Below are 26,581 nucleotides of genomic sequence, written 5' to 3'. Positions count from 1 at the left end.
GGGCCCGGATAAGGCAGACTGCGGAGCATGCGGGTTTCGGCGAAGTCTGACTATGCGCTGCGAGCGCTGATCGAGATCACCCAGCACTGGATGGCGAACGACCCCTCGGTGGTGTCGGCCGAGGAGTTGAGTCGCGCTCAGGGCATTCCGCACGGCTTCCTGCAGGGGATCCTCGCCGACCTGCGCCGGGCCGGTGTGTTGTCGAGCCAGCGGGGGCAGTCCGGCGGGTGGAAGCTCGCCGTCGACCCGAACGAGGTCTCCGTCGCCGATGTGATGCGGGCCGTCGACGGGCCGATCGTGAGTATCTCCGGGGTCCGGCCCGAGAGCGTCGCGTACAACGAGCGCGCCGTGGTCCTCCAGCGCGTCTGGATCGCGGCCCGCGCGAGTCTGCGGGACGTGCTGGAGCACACCACGCTGATCGACCTCGCCAAGGGCAAACTCCCGGCCGGCGTCGAGCGCCGCTCCCGAGACGAAGACGCCTGGCAAGCCCGAGTCCCCGGCAGCTGAGCCGCGGCTCGAGGAGTCCGGGTTCCCGGTAGTCGACCTGCGGCTCGAGGAGTCCGGGCCCTCGGCAACTGACCCGCGGCTCACGAGGTCGCCGAATCCGCCGGAGCCACAGCTGGTCGTCATTTGCGCCGGATCCCATTCAAGCCGTTCGCCGGGATCGCGCGCCTCGATACCTTCGCGGAGCTGTCCTCGGGTCTGGCCGGGCGGTCAGCGGCGGACCGGCGTTGTGCGGTGGTGGGTGAGGGGTCCATCAGTGGCGCCTGATCAGCAGGGTGCTGCCGATGGTGATGAGGGCGGCGAGACCGACCACGATGGGTGCCGCCGGGCTGCCGGATTGGCGATCGGCGAGCTGAATCGCGTTGTCTCCGGCTGAGATTTGACCTTCGCTGCCCGGTTCAGGCGCTGGTTCAGGGGCAACTTGGGCACGTGGGCCTGGCCTCGGCAGAGCAGGACTTGGCAGGCCAGAACTCGGCGCGAGCAGCGCTCGCTCGGCGGCGGACGGGCTTGTGGCGCTGAAGCCTGTGTCCGAGGTTCCGGCTGCGGTGTCGGGGTGGCTAAGCGGCGTTGTAGGTAGGTCGGCGGTGGGGAGCAGGCGGACGGTTCGGCTGCGGAGTAGGGAGAGCGGGTTCAGGTAGAGGGTGGATTGGCGGAGGCCCCAGTGGAGGCAGGCTGCTGGAGCGCAGTGGCTGGCGGCAGCGGACAGGCGGCCGAGCTGGGTCCCCGGGCTGACGGTTGCGCCTAGCTGGATGGCTGGGACCACGGGCTCGTAGGTGGTGCGGGTAGGGCCGTTGGAGACGACGACTACGCCGCGGCCGGCCAACTGTCCGGCATACGTGATCTTGCCGGCCGTGGCTGAGAGGACGGGTTGGCCGGGCTTTCCGGCCAGGTCGACGCCACGGTGGCCGGATAGCCAGGGTTTCGCGGGCTGCTCGAAGCCACGGACCACCTCGGGTCGAGGGCTCAAAGGCCAGACGGCAGGCGGCCCGGGCGCGGCAGTGGCAGCGGCAGCGGCTGCGACGGTTGGTGGGGGAGGAAGGCAGAGCAGTGCGGGGACGAGCAGGACTCCGGGGAGGCGGCCGAATGAGGGGTTCATACCTTGAATGTGCCGTCGACGGGTGCTTGAGACGGTGGTGAATTCGGAGGCTGTGGACAACCTGTGCCCCGGTTCGACCCCGACGGGGGCTCTCCCGTAGACTTTGGGTGGCGTCCCATGCGAGTGGGACGACTTCGCACGCCCGCATACCGAACAGCCGACTCCAGGCGAACACCCTGATGGCGGCCGACGGGCGCACCACTCGGTCCCGGTTCTCCGGGATTGGTGCGCGCGGGCGTCAGGCGCGGCGGACCAACCGGTCCGTTGCGGGACAACCGAGACTGTGCCGTCCGGACGAACAACCGGGCCGGCACGACAGGAGGAACACCTCATGGCCGTCGTGACCATGAAGCAGCTGCTCGAGAGCGGCGTCCACTTCGGGCACCAGACCCGTCGTTGGAACCCGAAGATGAAGCGATTCATCTTCACCGAGCGCAACGGCATCTACATCATCGACCTGCAGCAGTCGCTGTCGTACATCGACCGCGCCTACGAGTTCGTCCGGAGCACCGTCGCCTCCGGCGGCGCGATCCTGTTCGTCGGCACCAAGAAGCAGGCCCAGGAAGCGATCGCCGAGCAGGCGACCCGGGTCGGCATGCCCTACGTGAACCAGCGCTGGCTGGGCGGCATGCTCACCAACTTCCAGACCGTCAACAAGCGGCTCCAGCGCCTCAAGGAGCTCGAGCTGCTGGACTTCGACGACGTCGCCGCCTCCGGTGTGACGAAGAAGGAGCTGCTGCAGAAGCGTCGCGAGCACGACAAGCTGCTCAGGACCCTCGGCGGCATCCGTGACATGGCCCGGGTCCCGGCCGCCGTGTGGATCGTCGACACCAAGAAGGAGCACCTCGCCGTCGACGAGGCGCGCAAGCTGAAGCTGCCGATCATCGGCATCCTGGACACCAACTGCGACCCGGACGAGGTCGACTTCCCGATCCCGGGCAACGACGACGCGATCCGCTCGGTCGGCCTGCTGACCCGTGTGGTCGCCGACGCCGTCGCCGACGGCCTGATGTCGCGTGGCGGCCAGGGCGCTGCCGCGGCCGGCGAGGAGCTGGGTGCCGAGGAGCCGCTGGCGGCCTGGGAGCGTGAGCTGCTGGAGAGCCAGAACGGCACCACCGAGGCCAAGTCCGAAGAGGCCCCGGCCGCCGCGACCGAGGCCAAGACTGAAGAGGCCCCGGCCGCCACGACCGAAGAGGCCGCGGCCGACCCGGTCGAGGAGATCGTCGAGAACCCGCCGGTCGCCGAGACCGCCGCGGTGGCCCAGACGATCGCCGAGGCCGACGACACCCCGGTCGAGGGCACCAAGGCCCCGGAGCCCGAAGAGGCCTGATCGGCCCCTGGTCGCCCGGCGTGCTGCCGGGCGACCGCATCATCCAGCTGACGCACCGACAAGACGAGAGAACGAGGAATGGCGAACTACACCGCCGCTGACGTCAAGAGGCTCCGCGACGCTACGGGCGCGGGCATGATGGACGCGAAGAAGGCGCTCGAGACCACTGACGGCGACTTCGACAAGGCGATCGAGGAGCTGCGCATCCACGGCGCGGCCAAGGCCGCCAAGCGCGGCGCGGAGCGCTCCGCCACCAACGGCCTGGTGGCCGCGGCGGAGAACGCGCTGATCCAGCTCAACTGCGAGACCGACTTCGTCGCCAAGAACGAGCAGTTCCAGCAGCTCGCGGCCGACATCGTCGCGCACGCCGCGGCGAGCAAGGTCGGCGACGTCGAGGGTCTGCTCGGCGAGAAGCTGGCCGACGGCAAGAGCGTCGGCGAGAACATCGAGGCCCTGGCCGCGGTGATCGGCGAGAAGCTCGAGCTCGGCAAGGTGGCCGTCTTCGACGGCCAGGTCGCGGCGTACATGCACAAGCGTGCGGCCGACCTGCCGGCCCAGGTCGGCGTACTGGTCGAGTTCGAGGGCGACAACATCGACGCCGCCCGTGGCGCTGCGATGCAGGCCGCCGCGATGCGTCCGCTCTACACCACCCGCGACGAGGTCCCGGCCGAGACGGTCGAGAGCGAGAAGCGGATCGCCGAGGCGACCGCGCGCGAGGAGGGCAAGCCGGAGCAGGCCCTGCCGAAGATCATCGAGGGCCGGGTGAACGGCTTCTTCAAGGAGGTCGTGCTGCTCGAGCAGGCGTCGGTCCAGGAGAACAAGAAGACCGTCAAGGCAGTCCTGGACGAGGCCGGCGTGACCGTCAAGCGGTTCGCTCGCTTCGAGGTCGGGGCCTGACGGCTCGCCGACCACAGCTAGTCAACGCAGTCGACGAGGAGGCCGGAGTCGTGACGGAAACCCTGGGTACCGAGACGAAACCGGCCTCATCGCCGTTTCCGGCCGCCTACCACCGGGTGCTGCTGAAGCTGTCGGGTGAGGTGTTCGGCGGCGGCAAGCTCGGCGTCGACCCCGACGTGGTGAACTCGATCGCCAAGCAGATCGCCGACGTGGTGCGGGCCGGCGTCCAGGTCGCCGTGGTGGTCGGCGGCGGCAACTTCTTCCGCGGTGCCGAACTGCAGCAGCGCGGGATGGAGCGCAACCGCGCCGACTACATGGGCATGCTCGGCACGGTGATGAACTGCCTGGCGCTGCAGGACTTCCTGGAGAAGCTGGGTGTCGAGACCCGCGTCCAGACGGCCATCACGATGGGCCAGGTCGCGGAGCCGTACATCCCGCGCAAGGCGGACCGGCACCTGGCGAAGGGCCGCGTCGTGATCTTCGGCGCGGGCTCCGGCATGCCGTACTTCTCCACCGACACGGTCGCCGCCCAGCGCGCGCTGGAGATCGGCGCCGAGGTGCTGCTGATGGGCAAGCAGGGCGTCGACGGGGTCTACGACTCCGACCCGAAGCTGAACCCCGACGCGGTCAAGTTCGACCAGCTCTCCTACGACGACTTCCTCGCCCGGGGCCTACGGGTCGCGGACGCGACGGCGATCAGCCTGGCCCGCGACAACGCGCTGCCGATCGTCATCTTCGGTCTCGAGGAGGGCAACATCGCCCGCGTCGTGCGTGGTGAGAAGATCGGCACGGTCGTCTCACCGGGTCAGTAGCCCGGAAGGCACTATGATCACGGCCAACACACGGGCCGATGTCCGATATCTGGTAAACCAGGGTTCGTAGGGTTGGAGCGGCCGCACCGGTGCGGCCCCGAGGAAGCGAGGAATGTCGTGATCGACCAAGCACTCCGCGATGCCGAGCAGAAGATGGCGAAGGCCGTGGAGGTCGCCAAGGACGACTTCGCCGCGATCCGCACCGGCCGTGCGCACCCGCAGATGTTCGCGGGCATCGTCGCCGACTACTACGGCAGCCCGACGCCGCTGCAGCAGCTGGCAGGCTTCCAGGTGCCGGAGCCGCGTACGGTCCTGATCTCGCCCTACGACAAGAGCGCGATGGCAGCGATCGAGAAGGCGATCCGTGACTCCGACCTCGGCGTGAACCCCGGCAACGACGGGTCGGTGATCCGCGTGGTGATGCCGCAGCTCACCGAGGAGCGCCGCAAGGAGTACATCAAGGTCGCGAAGACCAAGGCCGAGGAGGCCAAGGTCTCGGTGCGCAACATCCGCAGGCACGCCAAGGACCAGGTGGACAAGACCGTCAAGGACGGCGAAGCGGGCGAGGATGAGGGGAAGAGTGCTGAGAAGCGCCTCGACGGGTTGACGAAGAAGTACGTCGACTCCATCGACGAGCTGCTCAAGCACAAGGAAGCCGAACTGCTCGAGGTGTGATGGGCCTCGAGCAGAGCATGCCCGCGTCAAGCCGCGCCGGGCGGAACGTGCCTGCTTCCATCGCAGTCGGTGTCGGGCTCGGTGCGGTCATCGTCGGTTCGCTCGTCTGGGAGAAGGTCCTCTTCGTCTTCGTCGTGCTGGCTGCCGTCCTGGTCGCCCTCGACGAGCTGGTCCGCGTGTTCCACAACAGCGGCGCGAAGCTGTCCCGGATCCCGCTCTTCGCCGGTACGACGGCGATGCTGGTCGCCGCGTACTTCGGGGGACCACTGGCCCTGCTGGTCGCGTTGGCGCTGACAGTGCTGGCTTCGATCTTCTGGCGGATGCCCAGTGGTTCCAACGGTTTCGTCCGTGATGTGACGACCAGCGTGTTCCTGATCGGCTACGTGCCGATGCTGGCCGCGTTCGCGATCCTGCTGGTGCAGCCGGATGGCGACGGTCCCCGACGGGTGGTGACGTTCTTCCTCGTCGTGGTGGCAAGCGACGTCGGCGGCTACGTGGTCGGCGTGCTCTTCGGCAAGCACCCGATGGCTCCGACGATCAGCCCGAAGAAGTCCTGGGAGGGTTTCACCGGGTCCACGCTGGCCTGCATCGGCGCGGGGATCGCAAGCGTCGTCTGGTTGCTTGATGGCCAATGGTGGGTCGGAGCGATCGTCGGTGGCGTCGCGGTGCTGACCGCGACGGTCGGCGACCTGGCCGAGTCGATGATCAAGCGTGACCTCGGCATCAAGGACATGTCGAACCTGCTGCCGGGGCACGGCGGCGTGATGGATCGGCTGGATTCCTTGCTGGCAACGGCTCCGGCTGTCTGGCTGCTGTTGCATCTACTCGTTTGACGCCGTCCCGCGCGCCGAGGTCAGATGGCGTCATGACCACAGCTCCCGACGGGCGTTCCCTGCTCGGCGACATCGTCCGCCTCGACCGGCTCGTTGCCTCTGACATCGACTCCCTCTACGCCGCGATCGGCAACGAACGGGTGTACGCCGGTGGCTTCGGCGGCGGTATCGCCGCGATGCCCGCCGACGCGGACCAGATGCGCGAGCAATGGGTCGTGTCGTCAGCCGCGCGTACGGCGTACGTGGTGCGGCTGGTTGGCGACAGCGCGCTGGGAGCCGCAGGCACAGTCGTCGGTACTACGAGCCTGGGCGACGTGGATCTTCACAACGAGTCGGTCCACCTCGGCTGGACCGGCTACGCGCCGGCCGTGTGGGGCACGGCGGTCAACCCGGCCACCAAGTTCCTGATGCTCCAGCATGCCTTCGAGGACTGCGGATTCGGCCGGGTGAAGATCCAGACCGGGCTGACGAATACCCGGTCCCAGGCCGCGATTGCCAAGCTCGGCGCCACCCGGGAGGGCGTGTTGCGGCGGCACAAGCAGTTGGCGGACGGCTCGTTCCGCGACACCGTGGTCTTCTCCATCCTCGCCGACGAATGGCCAGAGGTCCGCAAGGGCCTGATGGCCCGGATCAGCGGCTAGCCAGGCTCCGGAGCCCGGCCAGGTCGGCCAAAGCCTGGTAGGACTCGAGCAGGTCTGCCCGGTCGTAGGTGTTGGTAGTCACGAGCACCTCGTCCGCGGCTGTGCGCTGCACGAGGCCGCCCAATGCCGCATCCACCTCAGCCGGCGTGCCGTAGATCTGCCCGCTGAGCGACTGCTCGAAGATGCCGCGCTCCTTCTCGGTGAGGTCTAGGTGCAGGACTTCCTCGACAGGCTGCAGTGGTGGAAAGACCCCGCGAGTTCGCGAGTAGGCAGTGGACCAGGCTTCGGGCAGTAGGAGTCGCCGTGCTTGTTCGGTCGTGGCAGCCACCGCCACTGTTGCGGCTAGCACGACGTACGGGCGGTCGGCCCAAGCAGCCGGGCGGAAGCCGGAGCGGTAGCGCTCGAGCCAGCTCAGGAGCTCCGCCGCGCTGCGGACTCCGGCGATCACCAGTGGCAGACCTAGCGAGGCTGCGAGGAGTGCGCCTTCGCCGACGGCCAGTACGTACGGCGGCACGTGCAAGCCTTCGCCAGGTCGCGCGTGGACCTGCGGGTGGTTGCGCTGGGTGCCGGTGAAGTAGCCGAGCAACTCGCGGACCTGTGCCTCGAAGTCCTCCACCGCGTCCTTGTCGACGCCGAGCGCGCGGCGGATCCCATTCGTGAAGCCGACCGACCTCCCCAGGCCCATGTCGATGCGGCCGGGGAAGAGCGACTCCAGTACGCCGAACTGCTCCGCGACCACAAGTGGCTGGTGATTCGGCAGCATGACGCCGCCTGTTCCGACTCGGATGCGCGTGGTTGCCGCAGCGATGGCCGCGGCGAGCACCGTCGGAGCCGAGCCCACAACGCCTGGCACGCTGTGGTGCTCGGACACCCAGAACCTGTGGTAGCCAAGCTCCTCGACCTGCTGCGCGAGCTGGACTGTTCCGCGCAGCGTCTCCGCCTCGCTCTCGCCGGCCCGGGTACGGGACCGGTCGAGGATGGACAGAGGCACACCGGCGAGCGACGGCTGGGGGAGTGCTGCTGGCGAGTCCATGATGCAAAGTCCAACGGCCCCACCCAGACGCCCATTCCCCCGCCGCAGGGTCAGGAGACCGCGGTGGAGCGGCTGAGCTCCTCCCACTCAGTCAGCTCGGCCAGGATCGACTCGTGGTACTCGCGCAGCCCGTCGACGGCGTCAGTGCCCAAGAGCAGCCGCAGCGGCGGCTGGCTGACCTTCAACCAGTTGGCCCCCTGATCCCGCCGAAGGGGTACTCCGCGCAACTCCGCGCCGGGCGACTCGGCCCGGCACTCCGGCATCCGAAGCTCCTCGGGCCCTCGCCCGAGGCTCTTCGGCGTTCTCGGGGGGTGGTGAGGGTCACGGGCACGGAGAGGACGTGAATTTGTGAACGAGGTGGGCGCCGGGGGACAATCGGGTGCGATGACTACCTCCCTCCCGCTTGTTTTCGATGAACCGCGCCGTGCCAAGAAGCCGCCGCGGCACCTGGCCGACCTCAGCGGCGAGGAGCGTCGTACTGCGGTGACGGCCCTGGGCGAGCCCGCATTCCGGGCCAAGCAGCTGTCGAACCACTACTTCTCCCGGCTGGTGTCCGACCCGGCCGAGATGACTGATCTCCCCGCAGCCTCCCGCGACAAGCTGGTCGCCGAGCTGATGCCGCCGCTGCTCACCAAGGTCCGCGACCTGGAGTGCGACAACGGCACCACCCGCAAGACCCTGTGGAAGCTGCTCGATGGCTCGCTCGTCGAGTCCGTGCTGATGCGCTACACCGACCGCACCACGATGTGCGTCTCCTCCCAGGCGGGCTGCGGCATGGCATGCCCGTTCTGCGCCACCGGCCAGTCCGGGCTGACCCGCAACATGAGCACCGCGGAGATCGTCGAGCAGGTCGTCGACGGCGCCCGGGCGCTCGCGCGCGGCGAGATCGCCGGCGGTCCCGGCCGGGTCAACAACATCGTCTTCATGGGCATGGGCGAGCCGATGGCGAACTACAAGGCCGTGATCGGCGCGGTCCGCCGGTTCACCGAGCCTTCGCCGGACGGCCTGGGGATCTCCGCCCGCGGCGTGACGGTCTCCACCGTCGGCCTGGTGCCGCGGATCAACCAGCTCGCCACCGAGGGCATCCCAGTCACGCTGGCACTGTCGCTGCACGCGCCGGACGACGAGCTGCGCGACGAGCTGGTCCCGATCAACAACCGGTGGAAGGTCGACGAGGTCCTCGACGCCGCCTGGGGGTACGCGGAGAAGACCAAGCGCCGCGTTTCGATCGAGTACGCGATGATCCGCGACATCAACGACCAGGCCTGGCGTGCGGACCTGCTCGCGGAGAAGCTCGCGGCGCGTGGCGACTGGGGCTGGGTGCATGTGAACCTGATCCCGCTGAACCCGACGCCCGGCTCCAAGTGGACCGCCTCGGACCCCGCCGACGAGCGAGAGTTCGTACGCCGGTTGCAGGCGGGCGGGATTCCCACCACGGTCCGCGATACCCGAGGCCAGGAGATCGACGGCGCCTGCGGTCAGCTGGCCGCCAGCAGCCGCGACTGACCTGCTCCGCCCCGACCTCATCGGGCGGTGCCGGCCGGCTAGCCATGCCGCTCGAGTGGCGAGGTGTCGCCGACGAGCCAGAGGTGGCCGAAGGGGTCGAAGAAGCCGCCTTGCCGGTGCTTGCCCCACGGCATCTCATGGTCCCGGACCGGGTCGTGATTGTTCGCCCCCGCCTGAACTGCGTGGTGGACGAAGGCGTCCGGGTCGTCGACGAACACCTCGACCCTGACGGTCGTCGTACCGAGCTCACCCGGGCTGTCCCAGCCGTTGTTGCCCGGCTCGGCCAGGAAGAACGGCGCGCCGGCGATCTCGAGCCCCACGACCGAACCGAGGTTCCACAGTTCGGTGGCGCCGAGGGCGCGTCGGTACCACTCGGCGGCGACCGCCGCATCGGGCACGGCCACCATCAACGAGATCGTCGCCGCCTGAGCTCGCTCCCGGTCCATCACGTCAGCCCGCGTCGGCGAGGAGCTTTGCGAGGGCGGCGGGTTGGGAGAACATCGGCCAGTGGCCGGTGTTCAGCTCTACCAGCTCCCAGTGCGGCGATTTCAGCAGCTCCCGCACATCCGATGACGGCTCGAGGCCGTCCATCAGGCACTTGAGGTAGGTCGTCGGGAGTTCGCTGATCGGCCGGACCAGTTCGGCCGGCTCGCTGATGGACCGCCCCGGATGCGGCGTACCGCGCTGGAGGATCGTGGCGATCGCGTCGTCTGTCAGATCCTGGTGCGCGTAGTCCGCGGCTTCCAGCGGAGGCCACAAACCACCCGACTCCGCGAGTTGCCCCTCGACCCATGCGCGCCCCTCGTCGGACCACCCGTCGATGAAGGACTTCCCGTCGGTCGGCACGTTCGAGTCGACGTACACGACCCGGCGCAGCCGATCGCCGATCCGGGCAGCCGCCTGTCCGACCGGGATCCCTGAGTAGCTGTGTCCGGCGAGCACGACGTCCCGCAGGTCGTTCTCCTCGACCACGGCCACGATGTCGCCGACGTGCTGGGCCTGCCCGACCTCGGCAGCATCCTCCCCGGCCCGCTCAGCCAGCCCCGACAACGTCACCGGATGAACCCCGAACCCCTCATCCCGCAGCGCTCCGGCCACCTCTGCCCAGGCCCACGCCCCCAACCAAGCCCCCGGCACCAACACAAAGTCAGTCATGCCCGCCACCGTAAACGCCCCCTCCGACAGTTCTTGAACGATTTCCCGCGCGAGAGGTCAGCCGGCGCGGCGTACCGGCCGACAGGAAGTAGTCGTCAGAACGGATCGCGGCAGCGGGGTCCTACGCGGGGCGGCGGACCTGGCTGGCGGATACCTCCTGTCGGTCGGTACGCCGAGTTCGCGAACCTGCCCGCCGGCGTGTCCCCGTTCACGGGCCGCCGCCGGTTGGCCCACCACATCGGGACCGGAGTCGGTGGTTCCCGCCTCAGTTGGTGGGGGTCACCAGGGCGGTTGCTTCCTCGATGGTGTCGACCAACGTGACGGAGGTGGTCATGGGGCGGCCACTCGCCAGGGATTGGAGGAGGGGCCAGACGGGGAGGGTTCGGGTCCAGTGGGTGATGCCGACCAGGATCATCGGGGTTTGGGTCGCTTTGTCGCCGTAGTAGTTGGGGGTGACGGCCTGGAAGATCTCCTGGACGGTGCCGGCGGCCCCCGGCAGGTAGATGATGCCGCCGCGGGCCCGGCTGAGGAGGACGTCCTCGCGCTGGGCGTTGGAGAAGTACTTCGCGATCGAGGTGGCGAACACGTTCGGCGGTTCGTGGCCGTAGAACCAGGTGGGGATTGAGAGACCACCGTCGCCCGGAAACGAGCGGCGTACTGCGAGACCCGCGGCGGCCCAGACGGTCACTGACGGGCGGAAGGACGGGACCACCGCCAGCGCCGACAGGGCAGCCTCGACGGCGGAGTCGTCGTACGACGCGAGCGAGGAGCCGAGGTTGGCTGCTTCCATGGCTCCGGGGCCTCCGCCGGTGGCGACGGTGAGGCCGGAGCGGGCCAAGGCTCTCCCCAGGAGGACGGCCGAGCGGTAGTTCGGGTCGCTGCGGAGTACGCCGTGGCCGCCCATCACGCCGATCCAGGGACGGCCGACCACTCCATCGCGGTCCCCCAGGGCGTCCGCGATGGAGTGGTCGTGCAGCGCGGCGGCAAGGGTACGGCTGGTGTCGCCCTTCTCGTCCTGTTGCCGGGACCACGCGTAGATCTGGGCGTCCGGCGTCGCGTCGTACCCCTGGTCGAGACCGGCGTAGAGCTCGTCGGCGTCGTACAGGCCGCCTCGGTACGGGTCGAAAGGCAGGGCAGGGATCGTCGGGAAGATGAGCCCGCCGCCGTCGCGGATCCAGGCGGCCGCCTCTTCCTCCAGCGCGCAGCCGAGGAACACCGAGCCCATCGGCGCCAGGCCGAGCAGCACCGGCGTCCGCTCGAGCAGGGACACCGACTGCACCCGCCAGCCGGCCATCGAGGTGGCTCCCGCGGCCACGATCCGGTCGAACTGCGCCAGGGACTCGATGTCCACGTGCGGGATGCTCGGAGTCGTCACGATGAGCACTGTAGGTCGTGCCGGGCCTGCCGTCCGGTACGCGCACCACCCGGAGTCGCGACCGCAGTACTGCGGCCCGGTTGAGAGGGCGGCCCTATGAGTCAGGACCGAGATGCGGTATTGCTAGGACATGACACATGCGGAGCTCTGGGAGCGTCACAAGGCCGTCATGCCCGACTGGCTTGCGTTGTACTACGAGGAGCCGATCGAGATCGTGCGGGGGTCCGGCCGCCGGGTCACCGACGGGGAGGGCAACGAATACCTGGACTTCTTCGCCGGCATCCTGACCAACGCGATCGGCTATGACATCGCGGAGATCTCCGACGCCGTCCGGGAGCAGCTGGCCAGCGGGGTCGCGCACACCTCGACGGTGTACCTGATCCGCCGGCAGATCGAGCTGGCCGAGAAGATCGCCGAGCTCTCGGGCATCCCGGACGCCAAGGTCTTCTTCGCGAACTCCGGCACCGAGGCGAACGAGACAGCCCTGCTGCTGGCCACCCAGAACCGCCGTTCGAACCAGGTGCTCGCGCTGCGCAACTCCTACCACGGGCGCGCGTTCGGCACCGTTGCGATCACCGGCAACCGCGGCTGGTCCGCGAGCAGTCTGTCGCCCGTGAACGTGCAGTACGTGCAGGGCGCATACCGCTACCGCAGCCCGTTCCGGGAGCTGCCGGACGCGGAGTACATCAAGGTCTGCACCGACGATCTGCGCAACGTCATCGAGACCACCACGGCCGGTGATGTCGCCTGCATGATCCTCGAGCCGATCCAGGGCGTCGGCGGCTTCTCGTCCCCGCCGGACGGCCTGTACGCCGCGTTCAAGGAGGTGCTGGACGAGTTCGGCATCCTGCTCATCTCCGACGAGGTGCAGACCGGGTGGGGCCGGACCGGGGAAAACTTCTGGGGTATCCAGGCGCACGGGGTGGTCCCCGACGCGATGACGTTCGCCAAGGGGCTCGGCAACGGGTTCGCCATCGGCGGTGTGGTCGCGCGGGCCGGCCTGATGGACAGCCTGAGCGCGAACTCCCTGTCGACGTTCGGCGGCAACCCGATCTCGACCAGCGCGGCGAAGGCGACCATCGACTACCTGCTCGACCACGATCTGCAGGCCAACGCGGCCAAGCGCGGCGCGCAGTTGATGGACGGGCTCCGCGGGATCTCGGAGGAGTTCCCCGAGCTGGGCGACGTGCGCGGGAAGGGCCTGATGTTGGCCGCGGAGATCGTGAAGAATGGCCAGGAGCCAGACTCCAAAACCACGGCGAAGCTGCAGCAGGAGACGAAGAACCGCGGTCTCCTGATCGGCAAGGGGGGCCTCTACGGCAACGTGCTGCGGATGGCTCCGCCGATGACGCTCACCGAGGAAGAGACCACCGAGGCACTGGAGATCATCCGCGACTCCTTCGACACCCTGCGCTGACCCCGTCGGCTTCGGTTGTCCTAGGCAGTGCATCCGGCCCCGGGATGACTCCGGGGCCGGATGACACCTGCAGCAGCTGACCTTCGGGTCAGTGGACGGTTGCCTGCGGGGGCTGGGCTGAAGCTGCCGCGGCGGCGACTGCGGCCTGGTCGATCTGGTCCGGGGCGATCGGACCGCCGGCGGAGCGGCCGCGGCGGCGGGTCCGCTGCTCTACCCAGTTCGCGGCCAGGCCCAGGAAGTAGTTGACGGTCACGAAGATCGCGCCCACCACGATCAGCGCCGGCAACAAGTTGGACTTGAAGTTGCCGATCTGCTCCGCCTTCCGGAGCAGTTCCTCGTAGGTGATGATGTAGCCGAGCGCGGTGTCCTTCAGGATCACCACCAACTGGCCGACGATGGCCGGCAGCATCGCGGTGATAGCTTGCGGCAACAACACCAACCGCATCGTCTTGCTGGTCGTCAGACCGATGGCCAGCGCGGCCTCGTTCTGGCCGCTCGGCAGCGAGAAGATCCCCGAGCGGACCAGTTCGGCGACGACCGAGCCGTTGTAGAGCGTCAGACCCGTGACCACGGCAGCCAGCGCGAGCCGCTCCGGTGGGAACACCTCGTAGAAGGCGTACAACGCGTAGGTGAACAGCATCATCAGCAGCACGGGGACCGCGCGGAAGAACTCGACGATCACACTCGACGGCCACCGGATCCATGGCGCCGCCGAGAGTCGCCCGACGCCCAGCAGTACGCCGACGGTCAGTGCCAGGACCACCGAGATCGCAGCCGCGGTGAGCGTGCCGATCAGGCCGGGGATCAGGTACTCGGTCCAGATCTCGGCGGTCAGGAACGGTTTCCACTTCGCCGCGGTGAGCTGACCCTTCTCGTCGAGCTTGCTGATCACGAACCACAGTGCGGCCAGCACCACGAGAATGCTGGCGATGCCGACAAGGGCATACGTCCGCTTCGCGCGTGGGCCGGGGGTGTCGAACAGAACCGAGCTCATCGCTTCACCGCCAGGCGCTTGGACATCGAGGTGAACAGGACACCCACCGGCAGGGTGAGGATCACGAAGCCGACGGCGAAGACGCCGAACACCACGAAGATCTTGTCCGGCCGGTTCTCCATCATCACCTTCATCACCGCCGACGCCTCGGTGACACCGATCACCGAGGCGACCGTCGAGTTCTTGGTCAGCGCGATCAGCACGTTGCCGAGCGGGGCGATGGCGCCACGGAAGGCCTGCGGCAGCACGACGTACCGCAAGGTCTTCAGGAACGGCAGGCCGATCGCGCGGGCGGCCTCGGCCTGACCGAGCGGGATGGTGTTGACACCGCTGCGGATGGCCTCGGCCACGAACGACGCGTGGTAGACCGACAGGCCGAGCACGGCCAGCCGGAAATTGTTGTCATTGATGAAGGTGTTCGAGTCCTTGTTAGCCAGCGAGACGCCGAGCTGCAGGAACAGGCCGAGGTTGCAGAACACGATGACCAGGGTGAGCGGGGTGTTCCGGACGATGTTGACGTAGGCGCTGCCGATCACCTGCAGCACCCGAACCGGCGACACCCTCATCACCGCGACCACCGTGCCGATCAGCAGCGCGAACAGCGCCGACGCCAGCGTCAGGTAGATGGTCATCTTGAAGGCTCCGAGACCGTCGTACTCGGAGAAGAACTCGGAGATCACGTCCATGTTTCTCCTGCAGGGGCAACGTTTGGGCGCAGACCACGCACGCACGTGGGGAGGGACCGGCGACGGTCCCTCCCCACCGGCGGATCAGGTCAGGCGCAAGGGTCGAACGTCTTCGGAGGGTTGGTCGCCGGGTCCAGCTTCAGACCGGACGGACCGATGTTCTTGTCGAAGGCCTTCTGCCACTCACCGGAGTCGACCATCTTCTTGAGTGCGTCGTTGACCTTGGTGCAGGTCTCGGTGTCGCCCTTCTTCAGACCGACGCCGTAACGCTCGGTGGAGAAGGTCTTGCCGACCACCTTGAACTTGCCCTGGTTGGCCTGCTGCGCGGCGTACCCGGCCAGGATCGTGTTGTCGGTGGTGACCGCGTCGATCGCACCGGCGCCGAGGGCCTCGACACACTTGGAGTAGGTGTCGTATTCCTGCAGCTGCACGGTCTTGGCGAACTTGTCCTTGACCTTCTGGGCCGAGGTCGAGCCGGTCACCGAGCAGAGCTTCTTGCCGTTCAGCGTTTCCGGGCCGGTGATGTCGGTGTTGTCCGCCTTGACCAGCAGGTCCTGGCCGGCGACCAGGTAGGGACCGCCGAAGGAGACCTTCTGCTTGCGGGCGTCGGTGATCGAGTAGGTCGCGAAGATCATCTTGACCTGCCCGTTGGCGAGCAGGGTCTCGCGCTGCGCGGACGGGGCCTCCTTGAACGTCACGCTGGTGTAGCCGAGCTCCTTGGCGACGTAGTTGGCCACGTCGACGTCCATGCCGGTGTAGTTCGAGCCTTCCTTCAGGCCGAGGCCGGGCTGGTCGAACTTGATGCCGACGGTGACCTTGTTGTCAGCGCCGGAGCCGCCGGAACCCGAGTCACTGCCACATGCCACCAGACTGGCCGAGGCCAGGACCGTGATACCGAGGGCAGCGATGATCCGCTGTCGCATGTCATTTCCTCCAGAATTCGGTACAGCTCAGAAATAGCGGGATGGCGGTCAGTGGGTGAGGATCTTGGAGAGGAAGTCCTGGGCCCGCTTGGTCTGCGGGTCGGTGAAGAACCTCTCCGGTTCGGCCTCTTCGACGATCTGGCCGTCGGCCATGAAGACGACCCGGTTGGCCGCCTTGCGGGCGAAGCCCATCTCATGGGTGACGACGATCATGGTCATGCTCTGCCTGGCCAGCCCGATCATCACGTCGAGCACCTCGTTGATCATCTCCGGGTCGAGGGCCGAGGTCGGCTCGTCGAAGAGCATCACCTTCGGATCCATCGCCAGGGCCCGGGCAATGGCGACGCGCTGCTGCTGTCCACCGGACAACTGCGCCGGGTACTTGTCGGCCTGGGCGGCGACCCCGACCCGCTCGAGCAGGGCGCGGGCATTCTCCTCAGCCTCGGACCTGGACTGGCCCCGGACCTTCATCGGGCCGAGCGTGACGTTCTGCAGGATGGTCTTGTGGGCGAACAGGTTGAACGACTGGAAGACCATGCCGACGTCGGCACGGAGCTTCGCCAGCGCCTTGCCCTCGCCCGGCAGCGGCTGCCCGTCGAGCATGATGGTGCCCGAGTCGATCGGCTCGAGCCGGTTGATCGCCCGGCACAGCGTCGACTTGCCGGACCCCGAGGGGCCGATCACCACCACGACCTCGCCCTTGCCGATGGACAGGTTGATGTCCTTGAGGACGTGCAGGTCGCCGAAATGCTTGTTGACGTCCCGCAGGCTGACAAGACCGGTTGTCGTCACGGTATCGACGGCTGAGGAATCGCTCATGGCCAGAACTTAGCGGAGGCTGGGGGTGACCGCACGGCCCCCCGGTTCCACGGAGGTAACGATCTGCGACTACGAACACGGTGAGCCATCATCTCGTCACACACCGAACGATCGTGCAGGATTTCCCTTGCCGCTGACGGAAAGCGAGTGATCACTTTCACTCGGTGAAGCTCGGACGTATCGTGCGGCCGAGGCCAGCTTCGTGGAGCCTTGACCCGGGCGACCCGTCGCCGCGGTTCATCGCGCCGATCGCGATCGACTCGTCGAACTCGAGCGGGTTCATCACCGGCGGACAGTATGTCTACACGTCCACCAAAGGCTGGGGGATGCGCAGCGCGAGCGAGTGGACGAAGGCGTTCGATCTCGGCGCCGGTCACTCCGCCACGGCCGTGGCGATGCGCGACGGCGTGGGCTACGTCAGCTGGTGCGGGCCCTGCAACAACACCGGCTTCGCCAGGGGGCTGGCCACCAATGCGGGCGGTTCGTGGCATCAGGTGAGCCTGCCCGGGACATTCCCGAACCGGTATCTGGCCGGCGTAGGGATCGACCCGGGCTCCGGCCAGCATGCCTATGTCGCGGTGAACGGCTTCTCCCGCCGTTTCACGGAAGGCCCTGGCGCCGGTGTCGGGCACATCTACGAGACCAAGGACGGCGGAGCGACCTGGACCGACATCACGGCGAACATGCCGGACATCCCGGCCAACTCGGTCAAGCAGTTGGCCAACGGTGCAGTGGTGGTCGGGTCCGACCTGGCGACGTTCTACCGGGCGCCCGGCGCGACGACGTGGCAGGTGCTGGGCACCGGCCTGCCAACGACGACCGTGATGGACATCGAGTCCGGGCCGGACGGCAACATCTACGCCGCGACCCACGGTCGGGGAATCTGGAGCGTGACCCCGCCGGCCTGAGCGGTCAGCCGGGACGGCCTTGCCGCGGCTGGGCCGTCCCCGGTGGTCAGGTGACTATGCCGTAGTCACGGATCTTTCGGTAGATGGTCGCGCGCGACATCCCCAGAGCGATGGCGGCGGCCGGCTTGTCGCCGCGGTGGGCGGACAGCGCCTCGACGATCGCGTCGCGTTCGAGCGCCTCGATCGCGGTCAGCTGCCGACGGGTGGTGGCCAGGCACTCGGGCGGCAGGTCCTCCAGCTCGACCAAGCCGGACCGCCGCCGCCTGGCGACCGCGGCCAGCACCGAGCGCAGGTGGGTGACGTTGCCGGCCCAGGGCAGCCGCATCAGCTGGTTCATCGCCATGGTGGAGAACGTCAGGTCGGTGACGCCCGCCTTCGTCAGCAGGGACCGCACCAGCGCAGGCACGTCCTCGAGGTGATATCGCAGGGGAGGGACGGCGACGGTGCGCGGGAAGTAGCGCAGCAGCTGGATGCTGAGCTGGTCGGAGATCTCGGATCGGTCGGCGAGCACGGTGAGCGCGACCCACGGTTCCCGGGCTTGAGCGCCGTCGCGCACGTTCTGCAGCAACGCCGCGAGGCCGTCGAGGACCTCGCTGGTCAGCAGGTGCGCGTGCCGGATGATCAGGTCGGCGCCTGAGTCCAGCTCCTCGTATGCCTCGCTCAGCAGCTCATCAGCCGTAGCTGTCTCAGTGGGATCGAGCACCACCAGGCGCCTGTTCGGCGACACGTGATCGTGAGCCGCGCGTAGCAGCGTCAGCTTGCCCACACCAGGCTCACCCTCCGCCACCAGCCACTCGCCCCGGCTGCAGGCGTCCAGCACCTCCTGGGTCACGTGCCGCCAGACCGCGCTGGCCTCTGCCGCACCGGGAATCGACGGGGTCCGGGCGCTTGTCACGCTCCGCACCGCAGTGCGCTGTTCCTTGATCTGGATGACCCCTCCGGCGAGGGTGTCACCGACGAACGTGGGGTGGTAGGCCAGCCGGGCGACCAGTCCGCTGGGCAGGTCCGCCAGGAACACCTCCGGCTTCGTGCCGCCGCGCGCATCGCGGGTGCGGTCGATCAACGCGGCCTGGTCGATGGCGTCGAAGCGCTGCTGGGCGTGCGAGTTCATCATGAACACCTCGTCGCCGAGCGCGAGCACCGAGCCGCCACTGTGCCGGCAGGCGGCGTAGTAGTCGCTGAGCAGCGCGTGGTCGAGGGCGTTCGCCTCCTCCACGACGAGCTGCTGGATCCGGCGGGCCGCGAGCTTGGCAAATGACAGCAGCAGCGAGTTCGAGTTGTTGGCGTGCGTGGTGATGTCCACGACGCCGAGCAGGCCGCCGGTGACGGGGTGGGTGATGAGCGCACCGGCGCAGGAGAACATCCGCAGCGGGCCGGTGTAGTGCTCGGCGCCGTCGACCAGGATCGGCCCGCCGACCTCCAGGGCGGTGCCGATCCCGTTGGTGCCGACGTCGGACTCGGCGTACCGGAAGCCTGGCGCCAGGTCGACGGAGTCGAGGCGCCTCAGCAGCGCGGGGTCGCCGCCGCGGCGGTCCAGGACGGTCCCCTTGGAGTCGGTGAGGATGATGCAGACCGGCTCGTTGTGAAGCTCCGACGTCAGGGCGTCGATGACCGGGCGAGCAGCGCGGCTGAGCGTGGACTCACGGTCCACCCGGTCGACGTACGACGGGGACGGGCGGTCCACGTCGACTCTCGATGCCTCCGAGCGCTCCCAGGAGATGCGGATCGAGCTCCGGACAGGCACCAATGCACCCATGGTCGTCTCCTTCATGGCAGTCCGTCACCAGCGGAACACGACCCACGCTAGCTCGGTGGTGGCTGTGAGGACCGTCTCACATTGAGACACCACGCTGGTGCCGATCAGGCCTTCAATTCCTAGTCATACGCAGCCCGACGTACCGCTGGAGCCGCTCAGACGGCCGGCTCCCGATTCTGGAGGTACACATTGAGTAGGCAGAGTCTCACCAAGGCGCATGCCAAGATCACCGAACTCTCGTGGGAGCCGACCTTCGCCACACCGGCCACCCGGTTCGGGACCGATTACACGTTCGAGAAGGCGCCGAAGAAGGACCCGCTCAAGCAGATCATGCGCTCCTACTTCCCGATGGAGGAGGAGAAGGACAACCGCGTGTACGGCGCCATGGACGGCGCCATCCGCGGCAACATGTTCCGCCAGGTCCAGCAGCGCTGGCTCGAATGGCAGAAGCTCTTCTTGTCGATCATCCCCTTCCCGGAGATCTCCGCCGCCCGGGCGATGCCGATGGCCATCGACGCCGTCCCGAACCCGGAGATCCACAACGGGCTCGCGGTCCAGATGATCGACGAGGTCAGGCACTCCACGATCCAGATGAACCTCAAGCGCCTGTACATGAACAACTACATCGACCCGGCCGGGTTCGACATGACCGAGAAGGCGTTCGCGAACAACTACGCGGGCACCATCGGCCGGCAGTTCGGCGAGGGGTTCATCACCGGTGACGCGATCACCGCCGCGAACATCTACCTCACGGTGGTCGCGGAGACCGCGTTCACCAACACGCTGTTCGTGGCGATGCCCGACGAGGCCGCCGCCAACGGCGACTACCTGCTGCCGACGGTGTTCCACTCGGTGCAGTCCGACGAGTCGCGGCACATCAGCAACGGCTACTCGATCCTGCTGATGGCGCTGGCCGACGAGCGCAACCGACCGCTGCTGGAGCGCGACCTGCGCTACGCGTGGTGGAACAACCACTGCGTCGTGGACGCCGCGATCGGGACGTTCATCGAGTACGGCACCAAGGACCGCCGGAAGGACCGTGAGAGCTATGCGGAGATGTGGCGTCGGTGGATCTACGACGACTACTACCGCAGCTACCTGCTGCCGCTGGAGAAGTACGGGCTCACGATCCCGCACGACCTGGTCGAGGAAGCCTGGAACCGGATCACCAACAAGGGCTACGTGCATGAGGTCGCGCGGTTCTTCGCCACCGGGTGGCCGGTCAACTACTGGCGGATCGACGCCATGACCGACACCGACTTCGAGTGGTTCGAGGACAAGTACCCCGGCTGGTACTCGAAGTACGGCAAGTGGTGGGAGAACTACAACCGGCTCGCCTACCCGGGCAAGAACAAGCCGATCGCCTTCGAGGAGGTCGGGTACCAGTACCCGCACCGCTGCTGGACCTGCATGGTGCCGGCCCTGATCCGCGAGGACATGGTGACCGAGAAGGTCGACGACCAGTGGCGGACCTACTGCTCGGAAACCTGCTACTGGACCGACGCCGTCGCGTTCCGCAGTGAGTACGAGGGCCGGCCGACCCCGAACATGGGCCGTCTCACCGGCTTCCGCGAGTGGGAGACCCTGCACCACAACAAGGACCTGGCCGACATCGTGCAGGACCTCGGCTACGTCCGCGACGACGGCAAGACCCTGATCGGGCAGCCGCACCTCGACCTCGACGACCCGAAGAAGATGTGGACCCTCGACGACGTCCGCGGCAACACCTTCATGAGCCCGAACGTGCTCCTGAACGAGATGTCGGACGCCGAGCGCGAGGCCCACCTGGCGGAGTACAAGGCGAACGGCACCAAGTCCGCCTGACCACCCGATCTGGCTGGTGGCGGCGTGCTCAGAACCGCCGCCACCAGCCAAACCACCCAGCGTGAGGAGGCCCGACGTGGCCGACACCCACCGCATTCGCTTCGAACCGGTCGACATCGAGATGGAGGTGACCGAGGACGACAAGATCCTCGACGCGGCGTTCCGCCAGGGCATTCACCTCATGCACGGCTGCAGGGAGGGGCAGTGCTCCGCCTGCAAGTCCTACATCCTGGAGGGTGAGCTCCAGATGGAGCGCTACTCCACCTTCGCGTGCAACGACGCGGAAGTTGCCGAGGGCTACGTGCTGCTGTGCCGGGCGCACGCCTACAGCGATTGCACGATCGAGCTGCTCAACTTCGACCCGGACGAACTGCTCGGCGGGATCCCGATCCAGACGCTCAGCGCCCGGATCGCGGCGATCGAGCCGGTGACGCGAGACATCGTCTCGCTGCGGCTCAAGACCGAGGCCCCGCTCGAGTTCAAGCCGGGACAGTACGTCGACATCACCATTCCCGGCACCGACGACCACCGGTCGTTCTCGATGGCGACGACCCAGTCCACACCCGACGAGCTCGAGTTCTTGATCAAGAAGTATCCGGGGGGCAGGTTCTCGGCGCTGCTCGACGGCGAGCTCGCGGTCGGCCACGAACTGGCGCTGACCGGGCCTTACGGATCCTCCACGCTCAAGGACGGACACGTGCTCCCCGTGGTGTGTGTCGCGGGTGGGGCGGGGATGGCACCGATCCTGTCCATCCTGCGGCACCTGCGAGAAACCGGCAGCACCCGGCCGGTCCGCTTCTACTACGGCGCACGGACCGCGGCGGACCTCTTCTACCTCGACGCGATCAAGGAGCTCGGTGCGGACCTCACCGGCTTCGAGTTCATCGCCTGCCTGTCGGAGTCGATGGAGGGCTCCGACGGCATCGAGGCCGAGCAGGGCAACGTCACCGACATCGTCGAACGGCGCGAGTCCCAGCTGCCCAAGTGCGAGGTCTACCTGTGCGGTCCGCCGCCGATGGTGGACGCCGCCCTCGGGTTGCTCGAGGCAAGCAACGTCCCGCATGACCAGGTCTTCTACGACAAGTTCACCAGCCCCGCGACCGAGTGATCTCCCACCGATCAGCACTGGAGTTGAGATGGCGCAAACCGTAATCCCCCCGAAAGAGCGCAGCTTCCCGAAGATCGAGTTCACCGACTCGGAGGCAGGAGCGCTGGAGTTCCCGAGCTCGAAGAGCCGGACGTACAACTACTACAAGCCGGCCAAGCTGCGCGCGACGATGTACGAGGACGTCACGGTGGACGTGCAGCCGGACCCGGACCGGCACCTGAGCCAGGGCTGGATCTACGGCTTCGGCGACGGCCCCGGCGGCTACCCGAAGGAGTGGACCGCCGCGAAGTCGTCGAACTGGCACGCCTTCCTCGACCCGAACGAGGAGTGGGACCAGACGATCTACCGCAACAACTCGGCGGTCGTCCACCAGGTCGACCTCTGCCTGCAGAACGCCAAGCGGGCCAGGGCGTACGACGGCTGGAACCCGGCCTGGCTGAAGTTCATCGAGCGCAACCTCGGCGCCTGGATGCACGCCGAGAACGGCCTGGCTCTGCACGTCTTCACCAGCATCCAGCGGTCCGGGCCGACGAACATGATCAACACCGCGGTCGCGGTCAACGCGGCCCACAAGATGCGCTTCGCCCAGGACCTCGCACTGTTCAACCTCGACCTGTCCGAGGCTGACGTGACGTTCGACGGTTCGGCCCACAAGGAGGTCTGGAAGGACGCTCCGGAGTGGCAGCCGACCCGGGAGGTGGTCGAGCGGCTGACCGCCGTCGGCGACTGGTGCGAGCTGCTCTTCGCCACCAACATCGTCTTCGAGCAGCTCGTCGGATCGCTGTTCCGCAGCGAGCTGGTGATGCAGATCGCGGCCCGCAACGGCGACTACATCACCCCGACCATCGTCGGCACCGGTGAGCACGACTACGACCGCGACCTCGGTTACAGCCGCAACCTGTTCCGGCTGCTGACCCGGGACGAGGAGTTCGGCGAGAGCAACAAGGAGCTGTTCGGCGAGTGGCTCGGTCTCTGGGTGCCGCGCTGCCTCGCCGCCGCACAGGCACTGCAGCCGATCTGGTCGCAGCCGGCCGACAAGTCCGTCACGTTCGCGTCGAGCCTCGACGCGGCCAAGCAGAAGTTCCGTTCGCTGCTCGAGGATCTCGGGCTCGACTCTCCGAAGGAGCTGGACCAGTGACCATGCAGTTCGGATCTGACACCGAGTTCTCCAACAAGTGCGGCGTCACCTTGATGAACACCCCGATCGGCCGGGTCGTGGCCGAGGTGATGGGCGCGAAGGAAGGCGTGGAGCTGACCGAATACCCCTCGATGATCCGCGTCGACGGCGTCGGGCTGCTCGACTTCGACTACGCCGAGCTGACCGACGCGCTCGGCTCCGAGTTCGACGGCTCGGTGTTCGAGGAGATCAGCTCCACCCACTACGGCCGGATGGTGCACCTCGACGAGAAGACCATCCTGTTCGCCAGCCCCGAGGATGCGGCCGAGTACATCGGCTTCGACCTCACCACGAAGTGAGACGCCATGTACGAGAAGAACGGTGAGAAGTACTTCATCGTCGACGCCCACATCGCCCTGTGGGACGCTCGCGAGTCGAATCAGAAGAACATCCACGGCAAGCAGTTCATCGACTGCTTCTACGACTACCACAAGAACCTCAGCCCCGAAGAGGTCGTGTGGGACTACGACACCTACAGGTACTACGGCGGCCAGCGGTTGATGAAGGACCTGTTCGAGGACGGGTACGTCGACCACGCGATCTTCCAGCCAGCCATCCTCGGCGACTTCTACGAGAACGGGTTCGGGCAGACCGAGGAAGCCTTCGCTCTGACGCAGGAGAACCCCGGCAAGCTGACCTACAACCACGCCTGGGACCCCCGCTTCGAGGAGGCCGGGCTCAAGCAGCTCCGCGAGGACGCGGCCCGGATGAACCTGCAGGGCGTCAAGCTCTACACCGCGGAGTGGCACGGCGACTCCCGCGGCTGGAAGCTCGACGACCTGTGGTCGCGCCGCTACCTCGAGGAGTGCCTGAAGCTCGGGATCAAGAACATCCACGTGCACAAGGGCCCCACCATCCGGCCGTTGGACCGGGATGCCTTCGACGTCGCGGACATCGACAAGGTGGCGACCGACTACACCGAGCTGAACTTCATCGTGGAGCACGTCGGCCTGCCCCGGCTCGAGGACTTCTGCTGGATCGCCACCCAGGAGTCCAACGTGTATGGCGGGCTCGCGGTGGCCATGCCGTTCATCCACACCCGGCCGGGCTACTTCGCGCAGATCATCGGTGAGCTCCTGTACTGGATCGGCGAGGACAAGATCCTCTTCTCCAGCGACTACGCGCTCTGGACGCCGAAGTGGCTGATCGAGAAGTTCGTCGACTTCCAGATCCCGGCCGACCAGACGGAGTACGCGCCGATCACCGTCGAGCAGAAGAAGAAGATCCTCGGGCTGAACGCCGCGAGCCTCTACGACATCGACGTTCCCGAGGAGCTGCGGCTCCCCACCGCCGCCGGTGACACGGACGTGGAGGTGGCAGCAGGCGCCAAGGAAGCCGTGGCCTCATGACCGCGGTGACAACCTCCTTCGAGAGCGAGGTGACGGCGGCCCTGGCGACCGTCGTGGACCCCGAGCTGGACCAGCCGATCACCGACCTCGGCTTCGTCCGCTCGATCCGGATCGACAGCGTCGGCGTGACCGTTCACCTGCGGCTGCCGACCTCGTTCTGCGCTCCCAACTTCGCCTATCTGATGGCGTCCGACGCCCAGGACGCGCTGCGGCGCGTCCCGGGGGTCGGGCGGGTCAGGGTGTTCCTCGACGACCACCACGACTCGGCCAAGATCAACGCCGGCCTGGCGCTGAGCGCGGGGTACCGCGGCACCTTCGGACCCGAGGCGGAGGAGAGCCTGGACGAGCTGCGCCGGACGTTCCAGCGCAAGGCACACACAGCGGCGATGGAGCGTTGTGTGATGGCGTTGCTCAAGAGCACCGGCCGGACCGTCGAGGAGGTGCACGGGCTCACGCTCGGCGAGCTGCCGGGCGGCTCCCACAAGGAGGCGCTGTTGCGCCGCCGGACCGATGTCGGGCTCGGCATCCGCCCGGACGATCTGGTGCTGGTCGACGACGACGGCGTACCGGTGGAAGCGGAGGCAGTCCCGCTGCGGCTGCGCTTCGCCAGGGCGGTGCGCATCTCCGTGGAGGGGAATGCGCACTTCTGCCGCGGACTGCTGGCGACCAGGTACGACGACGAGGACGGCGGGCTGTCCACTCACATCACGAACACGAGGAGAGCCTCATGAGGGCGGTGCAGGTCATCGGTTACAACACGAAGCTGCAGCTCACCGAGATCCCGGAGCCACAGGTCAGCGGACCGCTCGACGTCGTCGTCAGGATCGGCGGCGCCGGCGTCTGCCGAACGGATCTGCACATCCTCGAGGGCCAGTGGGCCGAGAAGAGCGGTGTGGAGCTTCCGTACACGATCGGCCACGAGAACGCCGGCTGGGTGCACGCGGTCGGTGACGCTGTCACCAACGTCCAGGTCGGCGACAAGGTGATCCTGCACCCGTTGATCACCTGCGGGCTCTGCCGGGCCTGCCGGTCCGGTGACGACGTGCACTGCGAGTCCAGCGGGTTCCCGGGCATTGACACCGACGGCGGCTATGCGGAGTACCTGCGGACCACCGCGCGGAGCGTAGTACGGATCGATGACGCGCTGGAGCCGGCAGATGTCGCGGCGCTCGCCGACGCGGGCCTGACGGCGTACCACGCGGCGGCCAAGGCCGCGCGAGCTCTCCGGCCGGGAAACGTCTGCGTGATCATCGGCGCCGGCGGCCTCGGCCACATCGGGATCCAGGTGATGAAGGCGATCTCGGCCGCGACCCTGGTCGTGGTCGACAGCAACCCGGCGGCGGTCCAGCTGGCCGTGGAGATCGGTGCGGACCAGGGAATCGTTGCCGACGGCACCCAGATCGCCCAGGTGCTGGAGCTGACCGGCGGGGTCGGCGCGGAGGCCGTGGTCGACTTCGTCGGCGAGGGCGGCGCCACCGCCGACGGCGTCGCGATGCTGCGCCGGGCCGGCAACTACTACGTGGTCGGGTACGGCGAGAACATCGACGTCCCCACCATCGACGTGATCTCCACGGAGATCAACTTCATCGGCAACCTGGTCGGGTCGTACAACGACCTGCAGGACCTGATGGTGCTCGCGGCCCAGGGCAAGGTCGCGTTGCACACCACGAAGTACGCGCTCGACGAGTTTCAGCAGGCGATCGACGATCTCGACCGCGGCCTGGTCCGCGGCCGGGCGATCCTCATCCCCTGACTCGACAAAA

General features: G+C 67.6%; 28 protein-coding genes. 17 read left to right on the top strand and 11 right to left on the bottom strand.

Annotated elements, in window-relative coordinates; translation table 11 throughout:
* Positions 1 to 27 precede the first annotated feature (27 nt).
* On the top strand, positions 28 to 507 hold the full coding sequence (locus tag ABD210_RS02365; RefSeq protein WP_344108123.1) for an RrF2 family transcriptional regulator: 480 nt from the start codon (positions 28 to 30) through the stop codon (positions 505 to 507).
* A 250-nt stretch (positions 508 to 757) separates the two neighbouring features.
* Here ABD210_RS02365 and ABD210_RS02360 read toward each other — a convergent pair whose 3' ends face one another.
* Positions 758 to 1,600: a peptidoglycan DD-metalloendopeptidase family protein gene (locus ABD210_RS02360; RefSeq protein WP_344108121.1), complete on the bottom strand. Its 843-nt coding sequence runs from the start codon at positions 1,598 to 1,600 to the stop codon at positions 758 to 760.
* A 331-nt stretch (positions 1,601 to 1,931) separates the two neighbouring features.
* Here ABD210_RS02360 and rpsB point away from each other — a divergent pair, with 331 nt between their 5' ends.
* From rpsB to ABD210_RS02330, 6 genes are all read left to right on the top strand, one after another.
* Positions 1,932 to 2,930, top strand: coding sequence for a 30S ribosomal protein S2 (gene rpsB / locus ABD210_RS02355; RefSeq protein WP_344108119.1), 999 nt, complete (start codon positions 1,932 to 1,934; stop codon positions 2,928 to 2,930).
* Between the two features lie 78 nt (positions 2,931 to 3,008).
* Positions 3,009 to 3,827, top strand: coding sequence for a translation elongation factor Ts (gene tsf, locus ABD210_RS02350; protein WP_344108117.1), 819 nt, complete (start codon positions 3,009 to 3,011; stop codon positions 3,825 to 3,827).
* Positions 3,828 to 3,877: 50 nt separating this feature from the next.
* Positions 3,878 to 4,639 (top strand): UMP kinase, encoded by a 762-nt coding sequence (gene pyrH / locus ABD210_RS02345; protein ID WP_344108115.1) that lies wholly within the window; start codon positions 3,878 to 3,880, stop codon positions 4,637 to 4,639.
* A gap of 153 nt (positions 4,640 to 4,792) precedes the next feature.
* Entirely contained in the window at positions 4,793 to 5,314 is a 522-nt protein-coding gene (gene frr, locus ABD210_RS02340) for a ribosome recycling factor (protein ID WP_425552621.1), read from the top strand.
* Positions 5,314 to 6,147, top strand: coding sequence for a phosphatidate cytidylyltransferase (locus ABD210_RS02335; RefSeq protein ID WP_344108113.1), 834 nt, complete (start codon positions 5,314 to 5,316; stop codon positions 6,145 to 6,147). The genes frr and ABD210_RS02335 overlap by 1 nt, the downstream gene beginning before the upstream one ends.
* Before the next feature lie 32 nt (positions 6,148 to 6,179).
* Complete coding sequence (locus ABD210_RS02330) at positions 6,180 to 6,788, top strand: GNAT family N-acetyltransferase (RefSeq protein ID WP_344108111.1); 609 nt, start codon at positions 6,180 to 6,182, stop codon at positions 6,786 to 6,788.
* On the opposite strand, the gene ABD210_RS02325 is transcribed toward ABD210_RS02330, so the two are convergent.
* Together ABD210_RS02325 and ABD210_RS02320 are read right to left on the bottom strand one after the other, a co-directional pair.
* A complete protein-coding gene (locus tag ABD210_RS02325) occupies positions 6,778 to 7,821 on the bottom strand; it encodes an MsnO8 family LLM class oxidoreductase (protein ID WP_344108108.1) in 1,044 nt (347 codons plus the stop codon). The two genes, ABD210_RS02330 and ABD210_RS02325, sit on opposite strands and share 11 nt — an antisense overlap.
* 50 nt (positions 7,822 to 7,871) lie before the next feature.
* A complete protein-coding gene (locus ABD210_RS02320) occupies positions 7,872 to 8,084 on the bottom strand; it encodes a hypothetical protein (protein WP_344108106.1) in 213 nt (70 codons plus the stop codon).
* A 121-nt stretch (positions 8,085 to 8,205) separates the two neighbouring features.
* Here ABD210_RS02320 and rlmN point away from each other — a divergent pair, with 121 nt between their 5' ends.
* Entirely contained in the window at positions 8,206 to 9,327 is a 1,122-nt protein-coding gene (gene rlmN, locus ABD210_RS02315) for a dual-specificity RNA methyltransferase RlmN (RefSeq protein WP_344108104.1), read from the top strand.
* 38 nt (positions 9,328 to 9,365) lie between these two features.
* Here rlmN and ABD210_RS02310 read toward each other — a convergent pair whose 3' ends face one another.
* From ABD210_RS02310 to ABD210_RS02300, 3 genes are all read right to left on the bottom strand, one after another.
* Positions 9,366 to 9,773: a VOC family protein gene (locus ABD210_RS02310; RefSeq protein ID WP_344108102.1), complete on the bottom strand. Its 408-nt coding sequence runs from the start codon at positions 9,771 to 9,773 to the stop codon at positions 9,366 to 9,368.
* Between the two features lie 4 nt (positions 9,774 to 9,777).
* Positions 9,778 to 10,482 (bottom strand): alpha/beta fold hydrolase, encoded by a 705-nt coding sequence (locus ABD210_RS02305; RefSeq protein WP_344108099.1) that lies wholly within the window; start codon positions 10,480 to 10,482, stop codon positions 9,778 to 9,780.
* A 265-nt stretch (positions 10,483 to 10,747) separates the two neighbouring features.
* Positions 10,748 to 11,857, bottom strand: coding sequence for an LOG family protein (locus tag ABD210_RS02300; protein WP_344108096.1), 1,110 nt, complete (start codon positions 11,855 to 11,857; stop codon positions 10,748 to 10,750).
* Positions 11,858 to 11,987: 130 nt separating this feature from the next.
* Between ABD210_RS02300 and ABD210_RS02295 the strand changes: the two genes are divergently transcribed.
* A complete protein-coding gene (locus ABD210_RS02295; protein WP_344108093.1) occupies positions 11,988 to 13,274 on the top strand; it encodes an aspartate aminotransferase family protein in 1,287 nt (428 codons plus the stop codon).
* A gap of 88 nt (positions 13,275 to 13,362) precedes the next feature.
* On the opposite strand, the gene ABD210_RS02290 is transcribed toward ABD210_RS02295, so the two are convergent.
* The 4 genes from ABD210_RS02290 to ABD210_RS02275 form a co-directional block, all read right to left on the bottom strand.
* Complete coding sequence (locus ABD210_RS02290; RefSeq protein WP_344108091.1) at positions 13,363 to 14,268, bottom strand: amino acid ABC transporter permease; 906 nt, start codon at positions 14,266 to 14,268, stop codon at positions 13,363 to 13,365.
* Positions 14,265 to 14,954: an amino acid ABC transporter permease gene (locus ABD210_RS02285; RefSeq protein WP_344108088.1), complete on the bottom strand. Its 690-nt coding sequence runs from the start codon at positions 14,952 to 14,954 to the stop codon at positions 14,265 to 14,267. Before ABD210_RS02285 ends, ABD210_RS02290 begins: the two co-directional genes overlap by 4 nt.
* An 89-nt stretch (positions 14,955 to 15,043) precedes the next feature.
* Positions 15,044 to 15,877, bottom strand: coding sequence for a glutamate ABC transporter substrate-binding protein (locus tag ABD210_RS02280; protein WP_344108085.1), 834 nt, complete (start codon positions 15,875 to 15,877; stop codon positions 15,044 to 15,046).
* A 48-nt stretch (positions 15,878 to 15,925) separates the two neighbouring features.
* Complete coding sequence (locus ABD210_RS02275; protein ID WP_344108082.1) at positions 15,926 to 16,696, bottom strand: amino acid ABC transporter ATP-binding protein; 771 nt, start codon at positions 16,694 to 16,696, stop codon at positions 15,926 to 15,928.
* Positions 16,697 to 16,860: 164 nt separating this feature from the next.
* Between ABD210_RS02275 and ABD210_RS02270 the strand changes: the two genes are divergently transcribed.
* Positions 16,861 to 17,604 (top strand): WD40/YVTN/BNR-like repeat-containing protein, encoded by a 744-nt coding sequence (locus ABD210_RS02270; protein ID WP_344108080.1) that lies wholly within the window; start codon positions 16,861 to 16,863, stop codon positions 17,602 to 17,604.
* 46 nt (positions 17,605 to 17,650) lie between these two features.
* Here the strand turns inward: ABD210_RS02270 and ABD210_RS02265 are convergent, their stop codons facing one another.
* The gene (locus ABD210_RS02265) at positions 17,651 to 19,360 is read right to left on the bottom strand and encodes a sigma-54-dependent Fis family transcriptional regulator (RefSeq protein ID WP_344108078.1); all 1,710 of its coding nucleotides are present in this window, start codon (positions 19,358 to 19,360) and stop codon (positions 17,651 to 17,653) included.
* 189 nt (positions 19,361 to 19,549) lie between these two features.
* On the opposite strand from ABD210_RS02265, the gene ABD210_RS02260 reads away from it, so the two are divergent.
* The 7 genes from ABD210_RS02260 (at position 19,550) to ABD210_RS02230 (ending at position 26,571) form a co-directional block, all read left to right on the top strand.
* Entirely contained in the window at positions 19,550 to 21,184 is a 1,635-nt protein-coding gene (locus tag ABD210_RS02260) for a ferritin family protein (RefSeq protein ID WP_344108076.1), read from the top strand.
* Positions 21,185 to 21,260: 76 nt separating this feature from the next.
* On the top strand, positions 21,261 to 22,292 hold the full coding sequence (locus ABD210_RS02255; RefSeq protein WP_344108074.1) for a 2Fe-2S iron-sulfur cluster-binding protein: 1,032 nt from the start codon (positions 21,261 to 21,263) through the stop codon (positions 22,290 to 22,292).
* Between the two features lie 28 nt (positions 22,293 to 22,320).
* Positions 22,321 to 23,430, top strand: coding sequence for an aromatic/alkene monooxygenase hydroxylase subunit beta (locus tag ABD210_RS02250; protein WP_344108072.1), 1,110 nt, complete (start codon positions 22,321 to 22,323; stop codon positions 23,428 to 23,430).
* 2 nt (positions 23,431 to 23,432) lie between these two features.
* Positions 23,433 to 23,768, top strand: coding sequence for a propane 2-monooxygenase effector subunit MimD (gene mimD, locus ABD210_RS02245; RefSeq protein WP_344108070.1), 336 nt, complete (start codon positions 23,433 to 23,435; stop codon positions 23,766 to 23,768).
* A gap of 6 nt (positions 23,769 to 23,774) precedes the next feature.
* Complete coding sequence (locus tag ABD210_RS02240; protein WP_344108068.1) at positions 23,775 to 24,818, top strand: amidohydrolase family protein; 1,044 nt, start codon at positions 23,775 to 23,777, stop codon at positions 24,816 to 24,818.
* On the top strand, positions 24,815 to 25,549 hold the full coding sequence (locus ABD210_RS02235) for an iron-sulfur cluster assembly protein (RefSeq protein ID WP_344108066.1): 735 nt from the start codon (positions 24,815 to 24,817) through the stop codon (positions 25,547 to 25,549). The genes ABD210_RS02240 and ABD210_RS02235 overlap by 4 nt, the downstream gene beginning before the upstream one ends.
* Positions 25,546 to 26,571, top strand: coding sequence for an NAD(P)-dependent alcohol dehydrogenase (locus ABD210_RS02230; protein WP_344108064.1), 1,026 nt, complete (start codon positions 25,546 to 25,548; stop codon positions 26,569 to 26,571). The genes ABD210_RS02235 and ABD210_RS02230 overlap by 4 nt, the downstream gene beginning before the upstream one ends.
* Positions 26,572 to 26,581: the final 10 nt, after the last annotated feature.

The organism is Kribbella alba, from assembly GCF_039529635.1.
Lineage (GTDB): Bacteria > Actinomycetota > Actinomycetes > Propionibacteriales > Kribbellaceae > Kribbella > Kribbella alba.
Note: the sequence above shows the minus strand (reverse complement) of the source record. Positions and strands in the feature narration are given on the sequence as shown.

What these genes read in the sequence shown, in the direction of transcription:
- ABD210_RS02365 (WP_344108123.1), top strand. Translation starts at nt 28, where the DNA reads ATGCGGGTTTCGGCGAAGTCTGACTATGCGCTGCGAGCGCTGATCGAG.
- ABD210_RS02360 (WP_344108121.1), bottom strand. Translation starts at nt 1,600, where the DNA reads ATGAACCCCTCATTCGGCCGCCTCCCCGGAGTCCTGCTCGTCCCCGCA.
- rpsB (WP_344108119.1), top strand. Translation starts at nt 1,932, where the DNA reads ATGGCCGTCGTGACCATGAAGCAGCTGCTCGAGAGCGGCGTCCACTTC.
- tsf (WP_344108117.1), top strand. Translation starts at nt 3,009, where the DNA reads ATGGCGAACTACACCGCCGCTGACGTCAAGAGGCTCCGCGACGCTACG.
- frr (WP_425552621.1), top strand. Translation starts at nt 4,793, where the DNA reads ATGGCGAAGGCCGTGGAGGTCGCCAAGGACGACTTCGCCGCGATCCGC.
- ABD210_RS02335 (WP_344108113.1), top strand. Translation starts at nt 5,314, where the DNA reads ATGGGCCTCGAGCAGAGCATGCCCGCGTCAAGCCGCGCCGGGCGGAAC.
- ABD210_RS02330 (WP_344108111.1), top strand. Translation starts at nt 6,180, where the DNA reads ATGACCACAGCTCCCGACGGGCGTTCCCTGCTCGGCGACATCGTCCGC.
- ABD210_RS02325 (WP_344108108.1), bottom strand. Translation starts at nt 7,821, where the DNA reads ATGGACTCGCCAGCAGCACTCCCCCAGCCGTCGCTCGCCGGTGTGCCT.
- ABD210_RS02320 (WP_344108106.1), bottom strand. Translation starts at nt 8,084, where the DNA reads ATGCCGGAGTGCCGGGCCGAGTCGCCCGGCGCGGAGTTGCGCGGAGTA.
- rlmN (WP_344108104.1), top strand. Translation starts at nt 8,206, where the DNA reads ATGACTACCTCCCTCCCGCTTGTTTTCGATGAACCGCGCCGTGCCAAG.
- ABD210_RS02310 (WP_344108102.1), bottom strand. Translation starts at nt 9,773, where the DNA reads ATGGACCGGGAGCGAGCTCAGGCGGCGACGATCTCGTTGATGGTGGCC.
- ABD210_RS02305 (WP_344108099.1), bottom strand. Translation starts at nt 10,482, where the DNA reads ATGACTGACTTTGTGTTGGTGCCGGGGGCTTGGTTGGGGGCGTGGGCC.
- ABD210_RS02295 (WP_344108093.1), top strand. Translation starts at nt 11,988, where the DNA reads ATGACACATGCGGAGCTCTGGGAGCGTCACAAGGCCGTCATGCCCGAC.
- ABD210_RS02290 (WP_344108091.1), bottom strand. Translation starts at nt 14,268, where the DNA reads ATGAGCTCGGTTCTGTTCGACACCCCCGGCCCACGCGCGAAGCGGACG.
- ABD210_RS02285 (WP_344108088.1), bottom strand. Translation starts at nt 14,954, where the DNA reads ATGGACGTGATCTCCGAGTTCTTCTCCGAGTACGACGGTCTCGGAGCC.
- ABD210_RS02280 (WP_344108085.1), bottom strand. Translation starts at nt 15,877, where the DNA reads ATGCGACAGCGGATCATCGCTGCCCTCGGTATCACGGTCCTGGCCTCG.
- ABD210_RS02275 (WP_344108082.1), bottom strand. Translation starts at nt 16,696, where the DNA reads ATGAGCGATTCCTCAGCCGTCGATACCGTGACGACAACCGGTCTTGTC.
- ABD210_RS02265 (WP_344108078.1), bottom strand. Translation starts at nt 19,360, where the DNA reads ATGGGTGCATTGGTGCCTGTCCGGAGCTCGATCCGCATCTCCTGGGAG.
- ABD210_RS02250 (WP_344108072.1), top strand. Translation starts at nt 22,321, where the DNA reads ATGGCGCAAACCGTAATCCCCCCGAAAGAGCGCAGCTTCCCGAAGATC.
- mimD (WP_344108070.1), top strand. Translation starts at nt 23,433, where the DNA reads ATGCAGTTCGGATCTGACACCGAGTTCTCCAACAAGTGCGGCGTCACC.
- ABD210_RS02240 (WP_344108068.1), top strand. Translation starts at nt 23,775, where the DNA reads ATGTACGAGAAGAACGGTGAGAAGTACTTCATCGTCGACGCCCACATC.
- ABD210_RS02235 (WP_344108066.1), top strand. Translation starts at nt 24,815, where the DNA reads ATGACCGCGGTGACAACCTCCTTCGAGAGCGAGGTGACGGCGGCCCTG.
- ABD210_RS02230 (WP_344108064.1), top strand. Translation starts at nt 25,546, where the DNA reads ATGAGGGCGGTGCAGGTCATCGGTTACAACACGAAGCTGCAGCTCACC.